14 protein-coding genes are annotated in these 18,092 nt (G+C 71.8%); 6 read left to right on the top strand and 8 right to left on the bottom strand.

The genetic code is table 11. The features are described 5' to 3' along the window. The first annotated feature begins 55 nt into the window (after window positions 1-55). Both MOTC310_RS14415 and MOTC310_RS14410 read left to right on the top strand, forming a co-directional pair. Complete coding sequence (locus MOTC310_RS14415) at window positions 56-2,404, top strand: HAMP domain-containing sensor histidine kinase (protein ID WP_331302265.1); 2,349 nt, start codon at window positions 56-58, stop codon at window positions 2,402-2,404. Then, window positions 2,401-4,038: an ABC transporter substrate-binding protein gene (locus tag MOTC310_RS14410; protein WP_331302264.1), complete on the top strand. Its 1,638-nt coding sequence runs from the start codon at window positions 2,401-2,403 to the stop codon at window positions 4,036-4,038. Before MOTC310_RS14415 ends, MOTC310_RS14410 begins: the two co-directional genes overlap by 4 nt. A gap of 120 nt (window positions 4,039-4,158) precedes the next feature. Here MOTC310_RS14410 and ugpB read toward each other — a convergent pair whose 3' ends face one another. After that, a complete protein-coding gene (ugpB, locus tag MOTC310_RS14405; RefSeq protein WP_331302263.1) occupies window positions 4,159-5,511 on the bottom strand; it encodes a sn-glycerol-3-phosphate ABC transporter substrate-binding protein UgpB in 1,353 nt (450 codons plus the stop codon). Continuing rightward, window positions 5,508-7,532, bottom strand: coding sequence for a HAMP domain-containing sensor histidine kinase (locus MOTC310_RS14400; protein WP_331302262.1), 2,025 nt, complete (start codon window positions 7,530-7,532; stop codon window positions 5,508-5,510). The genes ugpB and MOTC310_RS14400 overlap by 4 nt, the downstream gene beginning before the upstream one ends. 540 nt (window positions 7,533-8,072) lie before the next feature. Between MOTC310_RS14400 and MOTC310_RS14395 the strand changes: the two genes are divergently transcribed. From MOTC310_RS14395 to MOTC310_RS14380, 4 genes are all read left to right on the top strand, one after another. After that, the gene (locus MOTC310_RS14395; protein ID WP_331302261.1) at window positions 8,073-8,258 is read left to right on the top strand and encodes a hypothetical protein; all 186 of its coding nucleotides are present in this window, start codon (window positions 8,073-8,075) and stop codon (window positions 8,256-8,258) included. A 189-nt stretch (window positions 8,259-8,447) separates the two neighbouring features. Continuing rightward, complete coding sequence (gene efeO / locus MOTC310_RS14390; RefSeq protein ID WP_331292771.1) at window positions 8,448-9,335, top strand: iron uptake system protein EfeO; 888 nt, start codon at window positions 8,448-8,450, stop codon at window positions 9,333-9,335. A gap of 75 nt (window positions 9,336-9,410) precedes the next feature. After that, complete coding sequence (efeB, locus tag MOTC310_RS14385; RefSeq protein WP_419539902.1) at window positions 9,411-10,655, top strand: iron uptake transporter deferrochelatase/peroxidase subunit; 1,245 nt, start codon at window positions 9,411-9,413, stop codon at window positions 10,653-10,655. A gap of 172 nt (window positions 10,656-10,827) precedes the next feature. Further along, on the top strand, window positions 10,828-11,568 hold the full coding sequence (locus tag MOTC310_RS14380) for a Crp/Fnr family transcriptional regulator (RefSeq protein WP_331302260.1): 741 nt from the start codon (window positions 10,828-10,830) through the stop codon (window positions 11,566-11,568). A gap of 70 nt (window positions 11,569-11,638) precedes the next feature. Here MOTC310_RS14380 and MOTC310_RS14375 read toward each other — a convergent pair whose 3' ends face one another. The 6 genes from MOTC310_RS14375 to hemN all read right to left on the bottom strand — a co-directional run bounded on the left by MOTC310_RS14375 (window position 11,639) and on the right by hemN (window position 17,977). Then, window positions 11,639-12,322 (bottom strand): OmpW/AlkL family protein, encoded by a 684-nt coding sequence (locus MOTC310_RS14375; protein WP_331302259.1) that lies wholly within the window; start codon window positions 12,320-12,322, stop codon window positions 11,639-11,641. Window positions 12,323-12,738: 416 nt separating this feature from the next. Then, entirely contained in the window at window positions 12,739-13,419 is a 681-nt protein-coding gene (locus tag MOTC310_RS14370; protein ID WP_331302258.1) for a helix-turn-helix domain-containing protein, read from the bottom strand. 72 nt (window positions 13,420-13,491) lie between these two features. Continuing rightward, complete coding sequence (locus MOTC310_RS14365; protein WP_331302257.1) at window positions 13,492-13,899, bottom strand: response regulator transcription factor; 408 nt, start codon at window positions 13,897-13,899, stop codon at window positions 13,492-13,494. Window positions 13,900-14,330: 431 nt separating this feature from the next. Beyond that, entirely contained in the window at window positions 14,331-14,948 is a 618-nt protein-coding gene (gene fixJ, locus MOTC310_RS14360) for a response regulator FixJ (RefSeq protein ID WP_331302256.1), read from the bottom strand. Continuing rightward, window positions 14,938-16,491: a PAS domain S-box protein gene (locus tag MOTC310_RS14355; RefSeq protein WP_331302479.1), complete on the bottom strand. Its 1,554-nt coding sequence runs from the start codon at window positions 16,489-16,491 to the stop codon at window positions 14,938-14,940. The genes fixJ and MOTC310_RS14355 overlap by 11 nt, the downstream gene beginning before the upstream one ends. A 139-nt stretch (window positions 16,492-16,630) precedes the next feature. Then, window positions 16,631-17,977 (bottom strand): oxygen-independent coproporphyrinogen III oxidase, encoded by a 1,347-nt coding sequence (gene hemN, locus MOTC310_RS14350; RefSeq protein WP_331302255.1) that lies wholly within the window; start codon window positions 17,975-17,977, stop codon window positions 16,631-16,633. Between the last annotated feature and the right edge of the window lie 115 nt (window positions 17,978-18,092).

The raw sequence follows: 18,092 nt of genomic DNA, 5'->3' as shown, positions 1-18,092 counted from the left end.
CTCCGCGCGCAGACACGGCTTTAAGTTGTTGCCGGACCCCTCTGTCGGGACGCGGATGCGCGTTGGACCCAAGATCGCCCTGGTCGGGGGCGTGCCGATCCTCGCCGCCGGCGCGATCGCCTTGGCCGGCTGGCTCCTCCTGGCCCAGGAGGAACGCGCCCGGGGCGGCGCGGTCCTGGTCGCCGACGTGTATCACGACATCGCCACCGCGCGCCTGGTCCGCGACCAGTACGCCGCCGCCGACGCGCCGGACCGCTCCGCCTACGCCGCGCGCTTCGCGAGCCTGACGGCGCGGGCCGAGGCCGGGCTCGGCCGGCTCAGGGGCTTCGCCCGCATCGACGCGCAGCGCGCGCGGATTGCCTCGGCGGAGGAGGCCCTGGCCGCCTACCGCGGCCAGATGGACGCCTTCGTCCGGCGCACCCAGGAGAATGACGGCCTGATCCGCGAGATGACCCAGCGGGCCGAGACCCTGATCGACCTCGCCGACCGGGCGCGACTCCGGCAGCAGGCCTCGAACGCCGACCTCGCCCGCTCGCTGGCCGAGAAGGTCGAGGCTTTGCGGGTCGCCCGCGGCCTCGTGGCCCGCCTCAACACCCTGCAGGTCCGGACTGCCGAGAGCGCGGTGACCGCCGCGCAAGGCTCCCCCCAGAGTCCAGGCCAAGGCACAGCCCAGAGTACAGGCCAGGGCGCCGATCCGGCCGGACCCGCGGCCTCCGAACCCGAAGTCCAGCGCGCGCAGGCCCGCTTCTGCGCCGCCAGCCGCGCCGTGGTGGCGGCGCTGCAGGCCGACGGCCGTGAGGCCGAGGCCCAGATCCTCGACGCGCTGGCCGCCGAGGCCGCGGGGCAGAGCCCGGACCGCGGCAAGCTCGACGGCTGGATCGAGCGCATCCTGAAGATCGAGACCTCCGGCCAGGAGAGCCTGCACGACGAGGTGGCGCAGCTGCTGGCCTATTCCGTGGAGGCCAACGAGATCGAGCAGGCCACGCAGAACGTCGCCATCGGCACCCTCAAGCTCGGGCCGCGCACCGCGAGCGCCCTGCTGCACCGCGACGCCGCCCTCGCCGAGCGGATGCTGGCCGAGGGCGAGCGCCTCGCCCGGAGCGCCAGCGCCCTGCCGATCTCGCCGCTGATCCAGGCCGAGATGATCCAGGCCCTGAACGGCTGGCGGGCGCGCCTGACCACGACCATCGGCGGGCTGCGGCAGCAGAACGCGATGATCACGGCGATGGACGGGCTCGCCGCGACGATGATCGACAGCGCCAAGGCCCTCAACGACGCCTTCGTGGACGATGCCGACCGGTTCGGCATCTTCATCCAGCGGATCCTGCTCGCCGGCGCGGCCGGGCTGCTGCTGTTCGGCGCCCTGGTGGTGATCTGCGTCGCCCGCTCGATCCTGGTGCCCCTGCGCGCCCTCCAGGGCGACATGGTGATGCTGACCGGGAACCCGGCGGGCGCGGCCGTGCGGGGCACGGCGCGCCGGGACGAGCTCGGCGACATCGCCCGCGCCACCGCGGTCTTCGTCTCCGAGATCACCCGCCGGGAGGGGGCGCTGCGCCGGGCCAAGGATCAGGCCGACGTCGCCCTGGTCGAGCTGCGCCGGACCCAGGACAATCTCGTCCGGGCCGAGAAGCTCGCCTCCCTCGGGCAGCTCGTGGCCGGGGTCGCCCACGAGATCAACACGCCGCTCGGCATCGCGCTGACCACCGGGACGCTCATGAGCGACGAGGCGCGGACCTTCCGGACGGGGCTGTCCGCCGGCACGCTGTCGCGCTCCCGGCTGAACCACTTCGTCGACCGGGTCGAGGAGGGCGCCACCCTGCTCTGCACCAACCTCACCCGGGCCGCCGACCTCGTCCAGGGCTTCAAGCAGGTCGCGGTCGACCGGGTCAGCGACGAGAGCCGCAGCGTCGTGCTGGCGACCTGGCTCGACGACCTGCTGGCGAGCCTGCGGCCGATGCTGCGCAAGGGCGGCCACGCGGTGGAGCGCGCCTGCCCGGCGGACCTCGTCATCGACACCAATCCCGGCGTGCTGGCGCAGATCGTGACCAACCTGATCGCCAACGCGGTCGTGCACGGCTTCCGCGCGGGCGAGCCGGGACGGATCGTCGTGGACGTGTCGGAGCGGGACGGCGGCCTCGTGCGGATGGAGGTCCGCGACACCGGCCAGGGCATCCCGCCGGAGCATCTCGACCGGATCTTCGACCCGTTCTTCACGACGGCGCGCAGCGCCGGCAGCACCGGGCTCGGCATGCACATCGTCCACAACCTCGTGACCGCCAAGCTCGGGGGCCGCATCGCGCTCACCAGCGAACTCGGTCAGGGCACGGTCGTGCAGGTCGAGTTTCCCGCCCGCCGCGCGGAGACGACCGCCCGGGCGCTCCCCACCGCGATCGGCACGCCGTGAGGCCGGCCGCGGGATGGCGGGCCGGGCTCCTCGCCGTGGCGACCGGCCTGCTCTCCTGGATTACCCTGGCCCCCGGCCCGGCGGCGGCCCGCACCTTCGTGTTCTGCTCGGAGGGCAGCCCGGAGAGCTTCGATCCCGCCCGCGCCACGACCACCACCACGATGAACGCCGCGTGGCAGGTCTACAACACGCTGGTGGAGTTCGCGCCCGGCACTACGACGATCCGCCCCGCGCTCGCCGAATCCTGGACGGTCTCGGAGGACGGCCGGACCTACGTGTTCGCCCTGCGGGACGGCGTGCGCTTCCACGCAAACGCGCGCTTCACCCCGACCCGCCCGCTGAACGCCGAGGACGTGGTGTTCTCCTTCAGCCGGCAGCGGCGTCCCGGACCCGACGGCGCCGCGCCGGGCTTCACCTACTTCCACGACCTCGGCCTCGCCGACCTGATCGAGGCCATCGACGCGCCGGACGCGCGCCACGTCCGCTTCCGCCTGCGCGAGGCCGACACCACCTTCCTCGCCAACATCGCCCAGGCCTTCGGCGCCATCCTGTCGGCCGAGTACGCGGCCGCCCTCGCGGCCGGCAACGCGTCGGACGAGCTCGCGCGCGCGCCGATCGGGACCGGCCCGTTCGTGTTCGAGGGCTACCGGCCGGATCAGGTCCTGCGCTACCGCGCCTTCCCGGATTACTGGCGCCCGGCGGCGGACGGGGCCGAGCCCGGCGAGCGCCCCGACAGCCTCGTGTTCGCGATCACGCCGAACGCGGCGGTGCGCCTGGCCAAGCTGCGGGCCGGGGAGTGCCACGCCATGGCGTTCCCGGCGACCGGCGACCTCGACGCGATCCGGGCGGAGCCGGGCCTGACGCTGCTGGCGCTCGCCGAGCTCAACGTCGCCTATCTGGCGCTCAACACGACCCGGGCGCCCTTCGGCGACGTCCGGGTGCGGCGCGCGGTCAACCTCGCGATCGACCGGCAGGCGATCGTGGCGGGCGTCTACGGCGATGCCGGGATCCTGGCGCAGGGTCCCCTGCCGCCGGGGATCTGGGCGCACGACCCGGACCTGCCGGACACGCCCTTCGACCGCGCCGAGGCGCTGCGCCTGCTCGCGGAGGCGGGGCTCGCCGAGGGCTTCGAGACGGAACTCTGGTACCCGCCGGTCAGCCGGCCCTACAACCCGAACGGCCGGCGCGTCGCCGACATGATCCAGGCCGACCTCGCGCAGGTCGGCATCCGCGTCCGCCCGGTCACGCGCCCCTGGAACGCGTACCGCGCCGCGCTCTACGGCGGGGAGCCCAGCCTGATGCTCTACGGCTGGACGAGCGACAACGGGGATCCCGACAACTTCCTGAACGTCCTGCTCGGCTGCAAGGCCGCCCAGACCGGCGGGGCCAACCTCGCCCGCTGGTGCGACCCGGCCTACGACCGGCTGGTCGAGGCCGCCCGCCGCACCGGCGACCGGGAGACGCGGCAGGCCCTGTACCGCCAGGCTCAGGCCATCGTCCGGCGCGCGATGCCCTGGGTACCCCTGGCGCACACCAGGGTGCACCTGGCGATCCGCGACGACGTGCTCGGCCTGACGATGGATCCCCTCGGCCGCCACCTGTTCGAGACGGTGCGGTTCCGCGCGCCCCGGTGACGGCAAAGCCGTCCTTGCGAGCGGAGGGGAGCAATCCGGGGCGGCGCCGCAAAGGCCGATATCGCGCGACCCTGAATCACTTCGCTTCGCGCGTGATGACGGCTCGACCACCCGCCGCGCTCACTTCTTGGTCCGCTGCTGGAAGACCCGCAGCACCTGGTTGCCCCGCGCCACGGCGTCGTCGAGGGCCTGCTGCGGCGCCTTCGCGCCGTTGAGCGCCGCCTCCAGCTCCTCGGCCCAGATGTCCCGGATCTGCAGCATGTTGCCCAGGCGCAGGCCGGCGGTGTTGCGCGTCGGCGGGCGCCGGGTGAGCTCCTGCACGGCGACGTGGAGCTGCGGGTGCCGCTCGAAGAAGCCCTCCGCCACCGCGTCGGCGTAGGCCGCGCGCGTGGTGGGGATGTAGCCGGTGTTCCGGTACAGGGCGGCCTGCTGGCGTCCCTCCATGAGGAAGGCCAGGAACCGGGCGACGCCGCGGTACTCGTCCGGCGTCTTGCCCTGCATCACGTAGAGCGAGCCGCCGCCCAGGATCGCGTTCTGCGGCTCCGGCACGATGTCGGGATAGAAGGGCATCGGCGCGACGGTCCAGTCGAACCGGGCCGCGGTGGAGACCTTGCCGTAGAGGCTCGACGAGGTGAGGAAGATCGCGCAGTCGCCCGAGACGAACCGGCTCTCCCCGCGGTTGACGCGGTCGTTGTACGCGAACACGCCCGCGCGGTGCAGGTCGACGAGGTTCTGCAGGTGGCGGACCTGGAGCGGGCCGTTGAAGACGAGTTCGGCGTCGTAGCCGTCCAGGCCGTTGGAGCGGGTCGCGAGCGGCCGGTCGTGCCAGACCGACAGCTGCTCGAGATGCACCCAGGTCGGCCAGGCCGAGGACAGCGCGCACCGCGTGCCGTCCGCCGCCTTGAGCCGCCGCGCGGCCTCGAAGACCTCCGGCCAGGTCGCCGGCAGATGATGGGCGTCGAGGCCCGCCTGCCGGAACCGGTCGCGGTTGATCCACATCACCGTGGAGGAGACGTTGAAGGGTAGGGACAGCATCCCGCCCTCGGCATCCAGGTAGTTGGTGGCGACGACCGGCAGGAAATCCTCCGGCGACACCGAGAATCTCGCCTCCCGCATCACGGTGGCGACCGGCCTGACGGCGCCGATGGCGGCCGCCATGGTGCCGTTGCCGACCTCGAAGACCTGGAGCAGGTGCGGCGCCGCGCCGGTGCGGTAGGCCGTGATGCCGCTGCTGATCGTCTCGGCGTAGCTGCCCTTGTAGACCGGGACGACCCGGTAGTCGGGCTGCGACGCGTTGAAGGTCTCGGCGATGCGGGTCACCAGCTCGCCGTTCGGCCCGTCGAGGGCGTGCCAGAACTGGAGCTCTGTGACGGCGGCGGCCGGAAGCGGGCGCAGCGCGAGAAGCAGGCCGACAATCAGCGAGCCCAGATGGGCGAGGCCGCCGCGCCGGGTCGGTTGCGTCGCTCCGCTCATGCCAGCCGCTCCGGAAGCCACAACCGCAGCACCGTGCCGGCGGCGGCGCTGCTCTGCAGCTCGACCCGCCCCTGGAGGCGGTTCACCACGAGGTTGTGGACGATGTGCAGGCCCAGGCCCGTCCCGCCGCGGGCGCGGGCCGTGGTGAAGAACGGGTCGAACACGCGGCCGAGATCGGCGCTGCCGATGCCCCGCCCGTCATCCGCGATGGACAGGTCGATCCCGCCCCCGATCCGGGTCGCCGTGATGGTGATGCGGCCGCCCTCCCGGTCCCGGAAGCCGTGCTCGATCGCGTTCTTGACGGCGTTCGACACGACCTGCGCCAGGATGCCCGGGAGGGTGTCGACGACGAGGTCGGGCGGGCAGGCGACCACGAAGACGTGCCGGCCCGGGCGCGCCAGGGCCCGCAGGCTCTTCAGCAGCTCGTCGATCCAGTCGGCGAGGTTCAGCGCGCGGCGGTCCTCGATCGCCTGATCGGCCGCCACCTGCTTGAAGCTGTAGAGGAGGTCGGCGGCCCGCATGAGGTTGCTGGTCAGGAGCTGCGCGCCCTCCTGCATGCGCCCGGCATACTGGGTCAGCCGCGAGCGGGAGAGCTGGTTGTCCTCGACCAGGCGTGCGAACGCGGCCGAGTCGGACTGGACCTGCGTGGCCGTGGTCAGGGCGATGCCGAGCGGCGTGCTGATCTCGTGCGAGACGCCGGCCACGAGCTGGCCGAGGGAGGCGAGCCGCTCGGCCCGGATCAGGTCCTCCTGCGCCTGCCGCAGGGTCGTGAGGGCGTCGTCGGCGCGCTGGGACGCGGTGCGCCGGTCCGCCTCCCGGCGGCGGATCTGCTCCAGGAAGGCGTTGGTCGCCCGGGCGATGTCGCCGAGCTCGTCCCGCCGGGTGAGCAGGTGGCCGTCCCGGCCGATATCCTCCGGCGTGGGCGCGCCGGCGGCGGTGACGATGCTGTGCTGGAGGGCGTGCAGCGGCCGGGTGATCGAGCGCGCCACCGCGGCGGCGGCCCCGATCCCGAGGCACAGGGCGCCCACCGCCCCGACGATCAGGAGCTGCCGGATCACGCTGCCGAACTGGTCGGCGTCGTCGATGAAGGCCCGGCTCAGGGTCTGGGCGTTGGCGCTCATGGTGGCGGCGCGCCGGTCCATGTCGGCGATGGTCTCGTTCTGCTCGCCGATCTTGTCGATCGTCGCGGCGAGCTGCGTGCGCCAGCCGTCGATCGCCCCCGCCATCTCGTCGCGGATGCTCGCCGGGATCAGCAGCGTCCGGGAGGTGCCGGACAGGTCCGCGCCCGCCGCCAGCACCCGCGACGCCTCGGCGGTGTCCCGGCCCGCCAGCGCCGCGTCCGTCCGCCGGGCGAGGCGCAGGGCCGTGAGGGCGATGTCCTGGGCGGAGAGCTCGGCCTCGTTCGACAGGACCGAGTGGCGGATGAGGAGCGCGACCTCCTCGTAGAGCCGGCTCTGGCGGGCGACGTTCACCTGGACGAGCTGGTCGCACCACTCGACCAGGACGCGGCCCGCCTGGGTGGCCCGGGTCAGCTCGAACCCCTCCGAGAGCACCCGGTTGAGGTCATCCTCGGTCCGGCTCCGGTCGCGATAGGCCTTCAGCAGCTCCGTCGCCCGGTCGGCCGCCCCGGCCTCGCCGTCGACCCGCAGGACCCGGCGCAGCCGGTCGCCCACGGCGTCGAGCTGGCGCAGATCGGCGGCGAGCTCGTCGAACTCGATCGGGAAGACCGGGCGGCCGATCCGCGCCCGGTTCAGCTCCGCCGTGCTGATCGCCTCGCGCAGCTCCCGCAGGGCGGTGACGACGCCCTGGTTGCGCTCCAGCTCGGCGTCCTTGACGGCCAGGACCGCGATCAGCTGGGCGTTGTCCTGCTGCTGGCGCCGGCGGGCGACGTCGGTCAGCGCCACCAGGGCGTCGGCCCGCCGCGCCATGTCGGCGATCGTCGCATTCGCCGCCCGCTCGGAGAGCAGGAGCGCGCGCATCCGCGTCACCTGCGAGGTCAGATCGCCGGTCACGGTCGCCACGAGGGCGGCCTGGCCGCGCGTCCGCGCGAGCCGCTCCAACCGGCCCAGCTGCGCCGTCGCCGTCGCGGCGCGCTCGTCGAAGCGGCGCTCGGCCTCCGTCGGCCTCCGCGCGTCCCGCGACGCTGGCGCTCAGGGCATCCGCCCGCGCCCGGTTCATCGCCGCGAGCGTCTGCGCCGTCTCGGTCGCCACCACGGCGCCGGCCCGGGCGCGCTCGGCCTCGTGGAGCAGGATCCAGGCGCCGAGCGCGATCGCGGCGGCGACCAGGGTCGGGATCGCCCCGACCACGAGGACGCGGCGCGCGATGCCGGACCTGCCGAACCCGCGCATCATCGCGCCCCACACCGTGTCCCGCGCCCCGCCACCGTTGCGGTCTCCCGTTCCGCCGCCGACCCCGCGACGACACATTCGGTTATTGTGGCATCCGCGCGATGACTTCCCGAGAGCACTGAAGCAACACAGGACGCAATATTCCCGCATCACGAAACCCGTAGACACCGCCCCGCACAACGGTCCTCGAAGACCGGATGAGGGGAAACACCATGCTCGACGTCATCGCCCGCCTGCTGCTCTCGGCCGGCATCCTGGTCGGTACAACCTATCTGCCGACGCTCTCGCAGGCCGTCACCGGGCAGCCGGCCGACGCCCGGACCTCCGCGATGGTCTCCCGCGCCTGCCCGGCGAAACCCGCGGCCCCCGGCGCTCGCGCGCTGGCCTGCCTGGGCTGAGCGGCCATGGACGCGCTGCCCCTGGTCCTGCTCGTCGGCGGGAATGTCCTGCTCGCCATCCTGATCCCGCTTCTCGTGTGAGCCGGCTGTCATGATCCACGGCGGTTGCCCCGGTGCGCGGCCTCGGTTAGCCGGACCAGGCGGTTGGCGCGCGCCGCGCTCCGCGTTTGGACCAGCCTCCGGCCACGCATGCCCGAGATTGCACGCCTCGACAGGGACCGACGCCGCGTCGCGGCGGTCGTCGTGGCCATCCTGATCGGCCTCGGCGATCCGCGGCCGGCCTCGTCCCTCGAGCAGCCGGACAGCCCGCGCCCCGCGCGGCCGTCCCGGCCGGTGGCGCCGGAGCTCGCCGCGGCCCTCGCGGCCTACCGGACCTACGTCGTGGCCCAGGCCGACGCCTTCGTGCGCGAGACCGCGCGCTTCGTCGCGGCGGTCCAGGCCGGCGAGCTCACGGAGGCGCGCCGGCTCTACGCCCCGGCGCGCGCGCCCTACGAGCGCATCGAGCCGGTGGCGGCCCTGTTTCCCGACCTGATCAAGCGTCTCGACGTGCGCAGCGACGAGTTCGAGTTGCGCGACCGCGATCCCGCCTTCGTCGGCTTTCATCGCCTGGAGATGGCCCTCTTCACCCTCGGCAGGACGGAGGGGCTCGGGGAAGTCGCCGAGCGTCTCGCGGCCGAGACCGTGACCCTGCGCGACCGCATCGCGGCGCTCGCCATCCCGCCCGCGAAAGCGGTCGGGGCGGCCTCGACCCTGATCGAGGGGATCGCCGCCACCAAGATCAGCGGCGAGGAAGAGCGCTACAGCCGCACCGACCTGTGGGACTTTCAGGCCAATATCGAAGGGTCGAAGGTGGTGTTCACGCTCCTGCGCCCGCTGCTGACGGACCGCGACTTCGTTGCCCGGGTCGAGCGCAGCTACAGGCGCGTCGAGGAGCTGCTCGCCCGCTACCGCAGCCCGGACGGCGGCTTCCAGAGCTACGACAACCTGACGGCCCGGGACCGCAACGCCCTGAAGGGGCCCATCACCCTTCTGGCCGAAGATCTGTCGACGCTGCGTGGCCGGTTGGGGATAGACTGATCTCATTGCCGCGTTGCCGCCCTGTGGCCTTTGTTCGAGGCTACAGGCGGCGACTCAACACGATTTTGCCGAGCGATGATGCGCTTTTCTTCCCCGGTCTCCACGCGCCGCCGGTTTCTCGGCGGCCTCGGCGCGGCGGCTCTCCTCGGGCCGGCCCGAGCCGAGGACGCGACGCCGACCACGGCCACGGAGGGAACGCTCGTCGCCCAGCCCTTCTACGGGTCCCACCAGGCCGGGATCGTCACGCCGCAGCCGGCCGCGGCCCTCTACGTCGCCTTCGACGTGCTGGCCGAGCGGCGCGGCGAACTTCCACACCTGTTCCGGACGCTCACCGAGCGCCTCGCCTTCCTGACGCGCGGCGGTGCCGTGCCCGACGTCCACCCGCAAATGCCGCCGCGCAATTCCGGCATCCTCGGGCCGACGGTCCTCCCGGACAACCTCACCGCCACCGTCTCGGTCGGCGCGAGCCTGTTCGACTACCGGTTCGGCCTGGCGCGCGCCCGCCCGCGCCATCTCGGATCCATGGAGCGCTTCCCGAACGATGCCCTCGACCCGGCGCAGTGCCACGGCGACCTGCTGATCCAGTTCTGCTCGAACACCGCCGAGACCAACATCCACGCCCTGCGCGACGTCATCAAGGCGACGCCCGGTCTCCTGACGCCGCGCTGGAAGATCGAGGGTTTCCTTCCGCCCCACGTGGTGAAGACCATGGGGGCCGACACCGTGCGCAACATGCTCGGCTTCAAGGATGGCACCGCCAACCTTGACGCCCGGGACCCCCGGCTGATGGACCGCTACGTCTGGGTCGGACCGGGGCAGGACGAGCCGGCCTGGGCGATCGGGGGAAGCTATCAGGTGGTGCGGATCATCCGCACCCTCGTCGAGCGCTGGGACCGGACGCCGCTCGGCGAGCAGGAGGCCATCATCGGCCGGCACAAGGGCACCGGCGCGCCGCTCCGGCAGGCACACGAGCGCGACGTTCCCGATTACGCCGCCGACCCGGACGGCGAGGCCATCTCGCTCGCCGCCCATATCCGCCTCGCCAATCCGCGGCTGCCGGGCACCGAGGGGAGTCTGATCCTGCGCCGCAGCTACAACTATTCCCGCGGGCTTACCGCCGCCGGCCAGCTCGACATGGGCCTGCTGTTCGTCTGCTATCAGGCCGACCTCGCCGCCGGTTTCATCACGGTGCAGAACCGTCTGTCCGGCGAGGGCCTCGAAGAGTACATCCGCCCGATCGGCGGCGGCTATTTCTTCGCTCTTCCAGGTATTCCGGGGGCCGAGTCGTTCCTCGGAGAAGGCATGCTCGCCGCGATCTAGACGGCGTCGACGCGCGTGCCGGTTCCGTGACGCCGGCGGGCCGACCGCCCGAGGGCGACGCGAAGCCGTTGCGTTGGATCAATGCGCGGCGGCCGGCTCGATCCATCCTGGCCGGACGGACGGGACGGCGGGGAAGGCCCGACGATGCGCCCCGCCATGGCGAGGAGCCGACATGCTGGTCGATACCGGGGCTTGCGAGAGGAACGTGCACCTCTGCCATCACGGGCGCTCGGAGCCGGGATGCGGCGACTGCGCGGTGCGCCCGATCAGTGTCTGCTCGGTGCTCACCTTGCCGGAGCTGGACCAACTGGAGGCGCTCAGCCAGCATCTGACCCTGGACAAGGGTCAGACCTTGTTCGGTCAGGGCGAGCCCGCGGATTTCGTGTTCAACGTCATCGAGGGATGCTTGAGGCTCACGCGCCTGCTGCCCGACGGCAGGCGGCAGGTCATGGGCTTCGCTCTCCCGGGCGATTTCCTGGGACTGGCCCTTCAGGAGCGCTACACCGTCTCCGCGGAGGCCCTCGGTCACGTGAGAACCTGCCGCTTCGACCGCGAGGACTTCGCTGCGGTCACCGAGGCGAACGCACGCCTGTTGAAGAGCCTCCACGACCGCGCCCGCTTCGAGCTGACGCTCGCCCACGATCAGATGCTGCTGCTGGGCCGCCGAACCGCGGAGGAGAAGGTTGCCGCCTTCCTCCTGTCCCTCAAGGACCGCTTCGCGCGAATAGGGCATAACTCCGTCACCGTCGAGTTGCCGATGGGCCGCCAGGACATGGCGGATTACCTCGGGCTGACCATCGAGACAGTCAGCCGGATGTTGTCGCGGCTCGACCGGGCCCACAGTATCCTGCTGGTTCCGGGCGGTGTCCGGCTGCTCGATCAGGATCGGCTCGAACGCTTGGCGGCCAGCTGAGGCGGAGGATGCCCCTCTCGGCCGCGCCGCCAAGTGCGTAGAAGGGTTACGGCGCAAGACCCCGACAGATCTAGAATTTGTACGTTATGCCGGCGCCGACGATCCAGGGGTCGATGTCGACGCGGCCTCGGATTGCGCCGGCATTCAGCTTCACCTTCGTGTCGAGGAAGAGCTTCTTCACGTCGACATTCAGGCCCCAATGCGCGTCGAGCATGTAGTCGAAGCCGGCCTGGAGGGCCGGCGCCACGCTGTTCGACAGGCGGAAGCCCGTGAAGCCGCTCCGCTCCCGCTCGCCGAAGAAGATCGAGTAGTTCACACCCGCCCCGATATACGGCTTCAGCGGGCCGAAGCCGTCGAAGTGGTATTGCAGCGTGAGCGTCGGGGGCAGAATCCACGTGCTGCCGATGCGCGTTCCCGCGAGCGTCCCGGCACCCTGGATCCCGTGCCGCGTCACGCCGAGGATCAACTCGGCGGCGATGTTGCGGGTGAAGAAGTAGGAGATGTCGAGTTCAGGAATGGCCGAGTCGGTGATACCGACACCGGCACCGGCCATCGGCGCGCGCCCTGCCGAGAGACGCGCGCCGGGATCCGGCAGCACGCCGAGCGCCCGGACCCGCACCAGCCACGGGGACCAGTCCGAGACGCGGAGAGGCGGCTCCGGCGGCGCGAAGGGCTGTAGATCCGCGGATTGAGCGACATTCGAGACGAGCCCGAGCGCAACAACCGCGAGAGCGGGGGTAATCCTTCTGAACATGGACGTGGTTTGATCCAGGAATACGGAGCGGGTGCCAGTTCGGCAGACGCCTCTACCAACGCGACCTGCCCGGACCGGTCCTTGATCAGGATCAAAATGCCGAAGGCGCCAGCAAGCTCTGTTCGGATCGACGACCGACGGGGCGGCGGCCTCGGCTCCTGATCGGGATCGCGCGGCCGGGCGCTGGGTGGACGCCGATTTCGCATTCATCGGGCCGCAGAACGGCGCCAGCCGCGCGCGATCGGCCGTTGGATGCGCGCGTGCACCGCCGTGTGGTGCGCGCGCAAGCCCGAGGCGCGAGGGGCCGAAACTCAGGCCGAGTAGGGGTGGCTCGGCGTGCCCGCGACCCGCGCAAAGTCGTCCAGTTCGGCGCGCGGCTCCTGCCGGGGACGCACCCTCCTGCTGGATCGTGCCCGTCAGTCGGCGAGGTGCCGCAGGGCGGCGGCGTTGCGCAGGATGACGGTCCGGCGGTTCGGCGGCAACTCGATCAACCCCTCCCGCTCGAGCTGGGTGACGGCGCGGGAGACGCTCTCGATCGTCAGGCCCAGATGGTCGGCCATGTCGTTGCGCGACATGGGCAGGCAGACCGTCCCAACCGAATCCGCCATCCGCTCCGACAGGGCGAGCAGGAAGCTCGCGATCCGTTCCCGAGCGGACTTGCGACCGAGCAGCATCATGTGCTCCTGCGCCCGCTCCAGATCGCGCATCATCGCGGCCACGACTTCGCGGGCCAGAGCGCCGTCGTCGCCGGTCAGCGCCCGCGGCTCGCGGCGATGGACGAGCAGCCGCGTCTCGGTCACGGCATCCGCGCCGAACCGGTGATCCTCACCCGATTCCAGGCCGAAGATATCGCCCGGTAGGTAGAAGGCGCCGATCTGCCGCCGACCGTCGGACAGGAGCTTGTAGGTGCGCACCACCCCGGCGGCGATCTTGTAGAAGGACATCGCCCGGTCCCCTTCGGCATAGATCTCATCGTTGGCCGCGACGGTCCGGCGCGTCACGGTCCGGGACTCGGACGTGAGGGACGCGGGAAGGACGGCCGGCACACTCCGCCCGAACAGGGGGGCGAGGCCGGCGGTGGCGAGGGCGGTCTGCATGAGAGCCTCCGGGGACGGAACGTCGCTCTTGGCTACGCTCCTCCCCGGGGCGGCGAAATTCGGGAGCTTCTCTTAAGGGGTTTTACGGAGTCCGGTCTGGTCCTCGGCGTGACAGGCCAGGGCCTCATGGATCCCTTCGAGGAGAGAGCCATCCTCGAACGGTTTCTCGACCACGCGTCGGAAGCCCGCATCCGCCGCGAGGCGGCCGAGGTCGCCCGACAGGCGGCCGGTGATGAGGATCGCCGGCAGAGCGACGCTGCGTTCGCGCAGACGGGCCACGAGCTGGAACCCGTCCATGTCGGGCATCCAGTAATCGACCAGGAGACAACCGTCCGTCGGCAAGGCGGCGTCGTGCAGAAGTTGCGCGGCGCCGCTGTACAGGCGGACCTGCAATCCTTCCAGCTCGAGTGCGAATTTCAGGGAGTCGCGGACGGCCTCGTCGTCATCGACGACGAGGACCGGTCCCGTGAGCTTCGGCATTGCGGGGCCCGATCTTTCGTCGGATCGGAGTAGGCTGACCTCGGGGCGGGTGCCTTGATCTGTCTCAAGCCGGCTGGCGGGCGTCCTCTGGCGCGAGGAGACCCGTCGCCGATCCGCGCGTGAAGGCGCCGCGGGCGCGCCGCGCCTGCTTGAGATCCTGACACCGGCCCGAGGGACCGCGCGGGGCCGGAGCCGAGGGGGCACGCGATGGCGGCGCTGACGTTCAAGTCCGACGCGCTCCGGACGCAGCTCGACACCCCGTACTTCGGCTGCCTGGCCCCGGCCGCGTTCGCCCGGACGCGAAGGCAGTGCGGTGAAGGCCGCGCCCGACGCCCGTCAGGCGCCCGCGGTTCGGCGACCGGGGGCCTTCGATCGCGGGAGCCCGCGCCGCAGAGCGGCCGGACCGGGCGGACGCCGGATCGCCTCCGTGATCAGGCGCCGTCCGTTTCGCCTGCGATCAGCGCCATGCGGACGAGTTCCGAGAGACTGCCCGCCTGAAGCTTGGACATGACGTTCGCCCGGTAGATCTCCACCGTCCGCGGGCTGATGCCGAGGTCGAGGCCGATAACCTTGTTGGCCTTGCCGGCGACCAGGCCCTCCAAGACCTGCCGCTCGCGCTCGGTCAGTTCGGCCAGGCGCGCCCGCACCGCGTCGCTCTCGGACGCGCGCTTCAGGGTCCGGTCCGCCCGCGCCAGGGCCGACCGGATGCTGGCGAGGAGCACTTCGTCGTCGAACGGCTTCTCGATGAAGTCGACCGCGCCGGCCTTCATGGCCTCGACCGCGAGCGCGACGTCCGCGTGGCCCGTCATGACGATCACCGGCGGCATGCTGCCCCGCTGACGGAGACGGTGCAGGAATTCGACGCCGTCGATGCCGGGCATGCGCACGTCGGTGACGACGCATCCGACGCGCTCGGCCGCCGCGGCGAGGAAAGCGGTCGCGGACTCGTGCACGCGGACGGCCAGTCCGTCGGTCGCCAGCAGGAAGGCCAGCGACTGGCGCACCGCGAGGTCGTCGTCCACGATGTGCACGGGCGCGTCACTCGGCATGGGCCATCTCCTCCCGATCGAACGTGCGCAGGGTGAAGCGGAAGGTCGTCCCGCCGTCCGGGCCGGGGCCGGCCTGGATCTTGCCGCCGTGGGCCTCGACGATGGTCCGACAGATGGACAGGCCGACGCCCATGCCGTTCGCCTTCGTCGTCACGAAGGGCTGGAAGAGCTGCTCGGCGATCTCGGGGGCGATGCCGGGTCCCGTATCCGAGACCCGCACCTCGACCAGGCCTTCGGCCGGAAGCGCCCGCGTGGCGACGGTCAGGTCGCGCCGGGCGACGTCCTGCATGGCCTCGATCGCGTTGCGGATGAGGTTGAGCAGGACCTGCTGCACCTGGATCCGGACCGCCAGCACGAGGGGCGCATCCGGGTCGAGGTCGAAGCGGACGCGCACGCCCTTCTCCTTGGCGCCGACGAGGGCGAGGGCGCTCGCTTCCTCGATCAGCTTGGGCAATCCTTCGATGTGCCGCTCGCTCTCGCCGCGCGACACGAAGTCCCGCAGGTGCCGGATCACCTGCCCGGCTCTCAGGGCCTGGTCGGCCGCCTGGTTCACCGCGTCGGCGAGCATGGGCACCTCGGGGCCTTCCATGCGTCCGAGGAGGCGGCGGCAGCCCTTGAGGTAGCTCGCGATCGCCGTCAGCGGCTGGTTGATCTCGTGGGCCAGCGTCGACGCCATCTCCCCGAGGGCGGTGAAGCGCGACATGTGCACCAACTCGGACTGCAGCTCCTGCAGGCGGGTCTCGGTCTGGTTCCGCTCGGTGAGGTCGCGGATGAAACCGGTGAAGTAGCGCTCGCCGCCCGAGCGCATCTCGCCGACCGACAATTCCATCGGGAAGGTCGAGCCGTCCTTGCGCTGGCCGACCACGACGCGGCCGATGCCGATGATGCGGCGCTCTCCCGTCGCGAGGTAGCGGGCCATGTAGGCGTCGTGCTGGCCGCGATAGGGTTCGGGCATCAGCAGGCTGACGTTCCGGCCGACCATCTCGTTCGAGCCGTAGCCGAACTGGCGCACGGCGGCCGCGCTGAACGATTTGATCTGCGCCTGCTCGTCGATGACGATCATGGCATCGGGCACCGTGTCGAGGATCGAGCGCAGGTGGGCCTCGCGCGCCCGCAACTCCTCGTCGGCCTGCTTCTGTTCGTGGATGCTGAAGACCACGCCGCGGTGCCGGCACGGCCGGCCGCCGGCATCGACCTGCACGCGCCCGCGCGAGCGCAACCAGTGAACGCGCCCGTCGGGATGCACGGCGCGGTAGTCGATCTCGTAGCTTCCGCCCTCCGTCAGCGCGCGCCCGATCGCCGCCGCCCTGTCGGCGCGGTCGTCCGGATGCACGCGCGCTTGGATCTCGTCCAAGGTGCTGAGACGGTCCGGCGGCACGCCGAACAGGCGGATGCAGGACGGCAGGATCGTGACGCGCCCGGTCCGGATGTCGAGGGCCCAGCCGCAGATGCCGGCTTCGTCGAGCGTGAGGCGAAGGCCTTCCGCGTCGAACGGGTCGCCGCCGCGTGAGGCGGGCGCGTGTGTGGGTTCAGGCGTCGTCATGTCGGCCGCGCGGGGGGACGGCACCGTCATCCGTCCAGTTCGTCGGCGCCCGTCTTACACCGCCGGTTGCATCGAGAAACAGCCCGGGCGCGAGGTGATCGTCGGGCCGGCGGGAAGACCTCGCCCTCCGCGCGGCGGGCTAGGCCGCGCGGCTGTGCACGGCGGCGGAGGTGCCGAGATGCGCGTCGAAGGCCGCGGCGACGCTTCTGACGAAGGTCCGGGCGTCGTCCGGGATGCGGAGGATCGCGCCCTCCCGCTGGACCAGGCCGTCGGCCAGGAGCCTCGGCAGGCGGGGCAGCCCGGCGAGAAGGGCATCGGGGTCGCGCCGGTGCGATCGGCACACGGCACCGACGTCGACGCGGAACTCGCACATGACCCGCTCGATCAGCTCGGCCCGGAGACGATCGTCCGGGGTGAGCGCGTAGCCCTTCAGCGTCGCGAGCTCGCCGCGGGCGACGCGCTCCGCGTAGGCGCGCAAGGCCGGGTCGTTCTGGACGTAGCCCTGCGGCAGCCGCCCGATCGCCGATGCTCCGAAGCCGATCAGCAGGTCGCTCGGATCCGTAGTGTAGCCCTGGAAGTTCCGCCGGACCGCGCGTCCCGCCCGCGCCAGCGGATCCTCCGGACGCGCGTAATGGTCGAGTCCGATCCGGGCGTAGCCGGCCTCCACGAGCAGGGTCGCGATGGCGTCGGCCTGCGCCTGCCGGGCGCCGCCGTCCGGCAAGGTCGCCTCGTCGATGTGGCGCTGATGCTTCTTGAACGTCGGGACGTGGGCGTAGCCGAACACGGCCAGGCGGTCGGGCCGCAAGCGCAGGGCTTGCCGCACCGTCTCGACGCAGGAGTCCACCGACTGATGGGGAAGGCCGTAGATCAGGTCGAGATTGATCCCGCCGACGCCCGCTGCCCGGAGACCCGCGACGGCCGCCGCGGTCACCGCGAAGCTCTGGCGACGCCGGATCGCCTCCTGGACCACCGGGTCGAAACTCTGGACACCGAGGCTGGCCCGCGAGACGCCGGCCGCGCCGAGTGCCCGCGTCATCGCGGGGGTGAGGGTGCGCGGATCGATCTCGACGGCGATCTCGGCGTCGGGGTCGACGGGGAAGTGGTCGCGCAGGAGCGCGACGAGATCGCGGAAGGCGTCCGGCGTGACGATGGTGGGCGTTCCGCCCCCGAAATGCACGTGGCGGACGCGCGGAGCCCGGGCGAGGTGGCGCGCGACGAGAGCCGTCTCGGCCCGCAGGGTCGCGAGGTAGCCGGCGATCGGCGCGTCGTGCTGGGTGATGGTCGTGTGGCACCCGCAGTACCAGCACATCGACCGGCAGAAGGGGACGTGGAGGTAGAGCGACGCCGTCGCGTCCGCGGGGATCCCGCGCAACCAGTCTCCGTAGATGCCGGCATCGACGGCACCGGAAAAATGGGGGCTCGCCGGGTAGCTCGTGTATCGGGGCAGCCGCTCCTCGCCGTAGATCCTCCTCAACGCCTCGCGCATGCGCCTTCCTCATCGTCCGCGCCGGGACCCGCACCGGCCCCAGCTGTCGAGGCAGCCCTATCGTCCTTCCGGCACGCGCGACCTTGATCTGACGCAATCGCCCTGATGGCGGGAC

The sequence above is a fragment of the Methylobacterium oryzae genome, from assembly GCF_036441375.1.
In the GTDB taxonomy this organism is placed as follows: Bacteria; Pseudomonadota; Alphaproteobacteria; order Rhizobiales; family Beijerinckiaceae; genus Methylobacterium; species Methylobacterium oryzae_A.
Note: the sequence above shows the minus strand (reverse complement) of the source record. Positions and strands in the feature narration are given on the sequence as shown.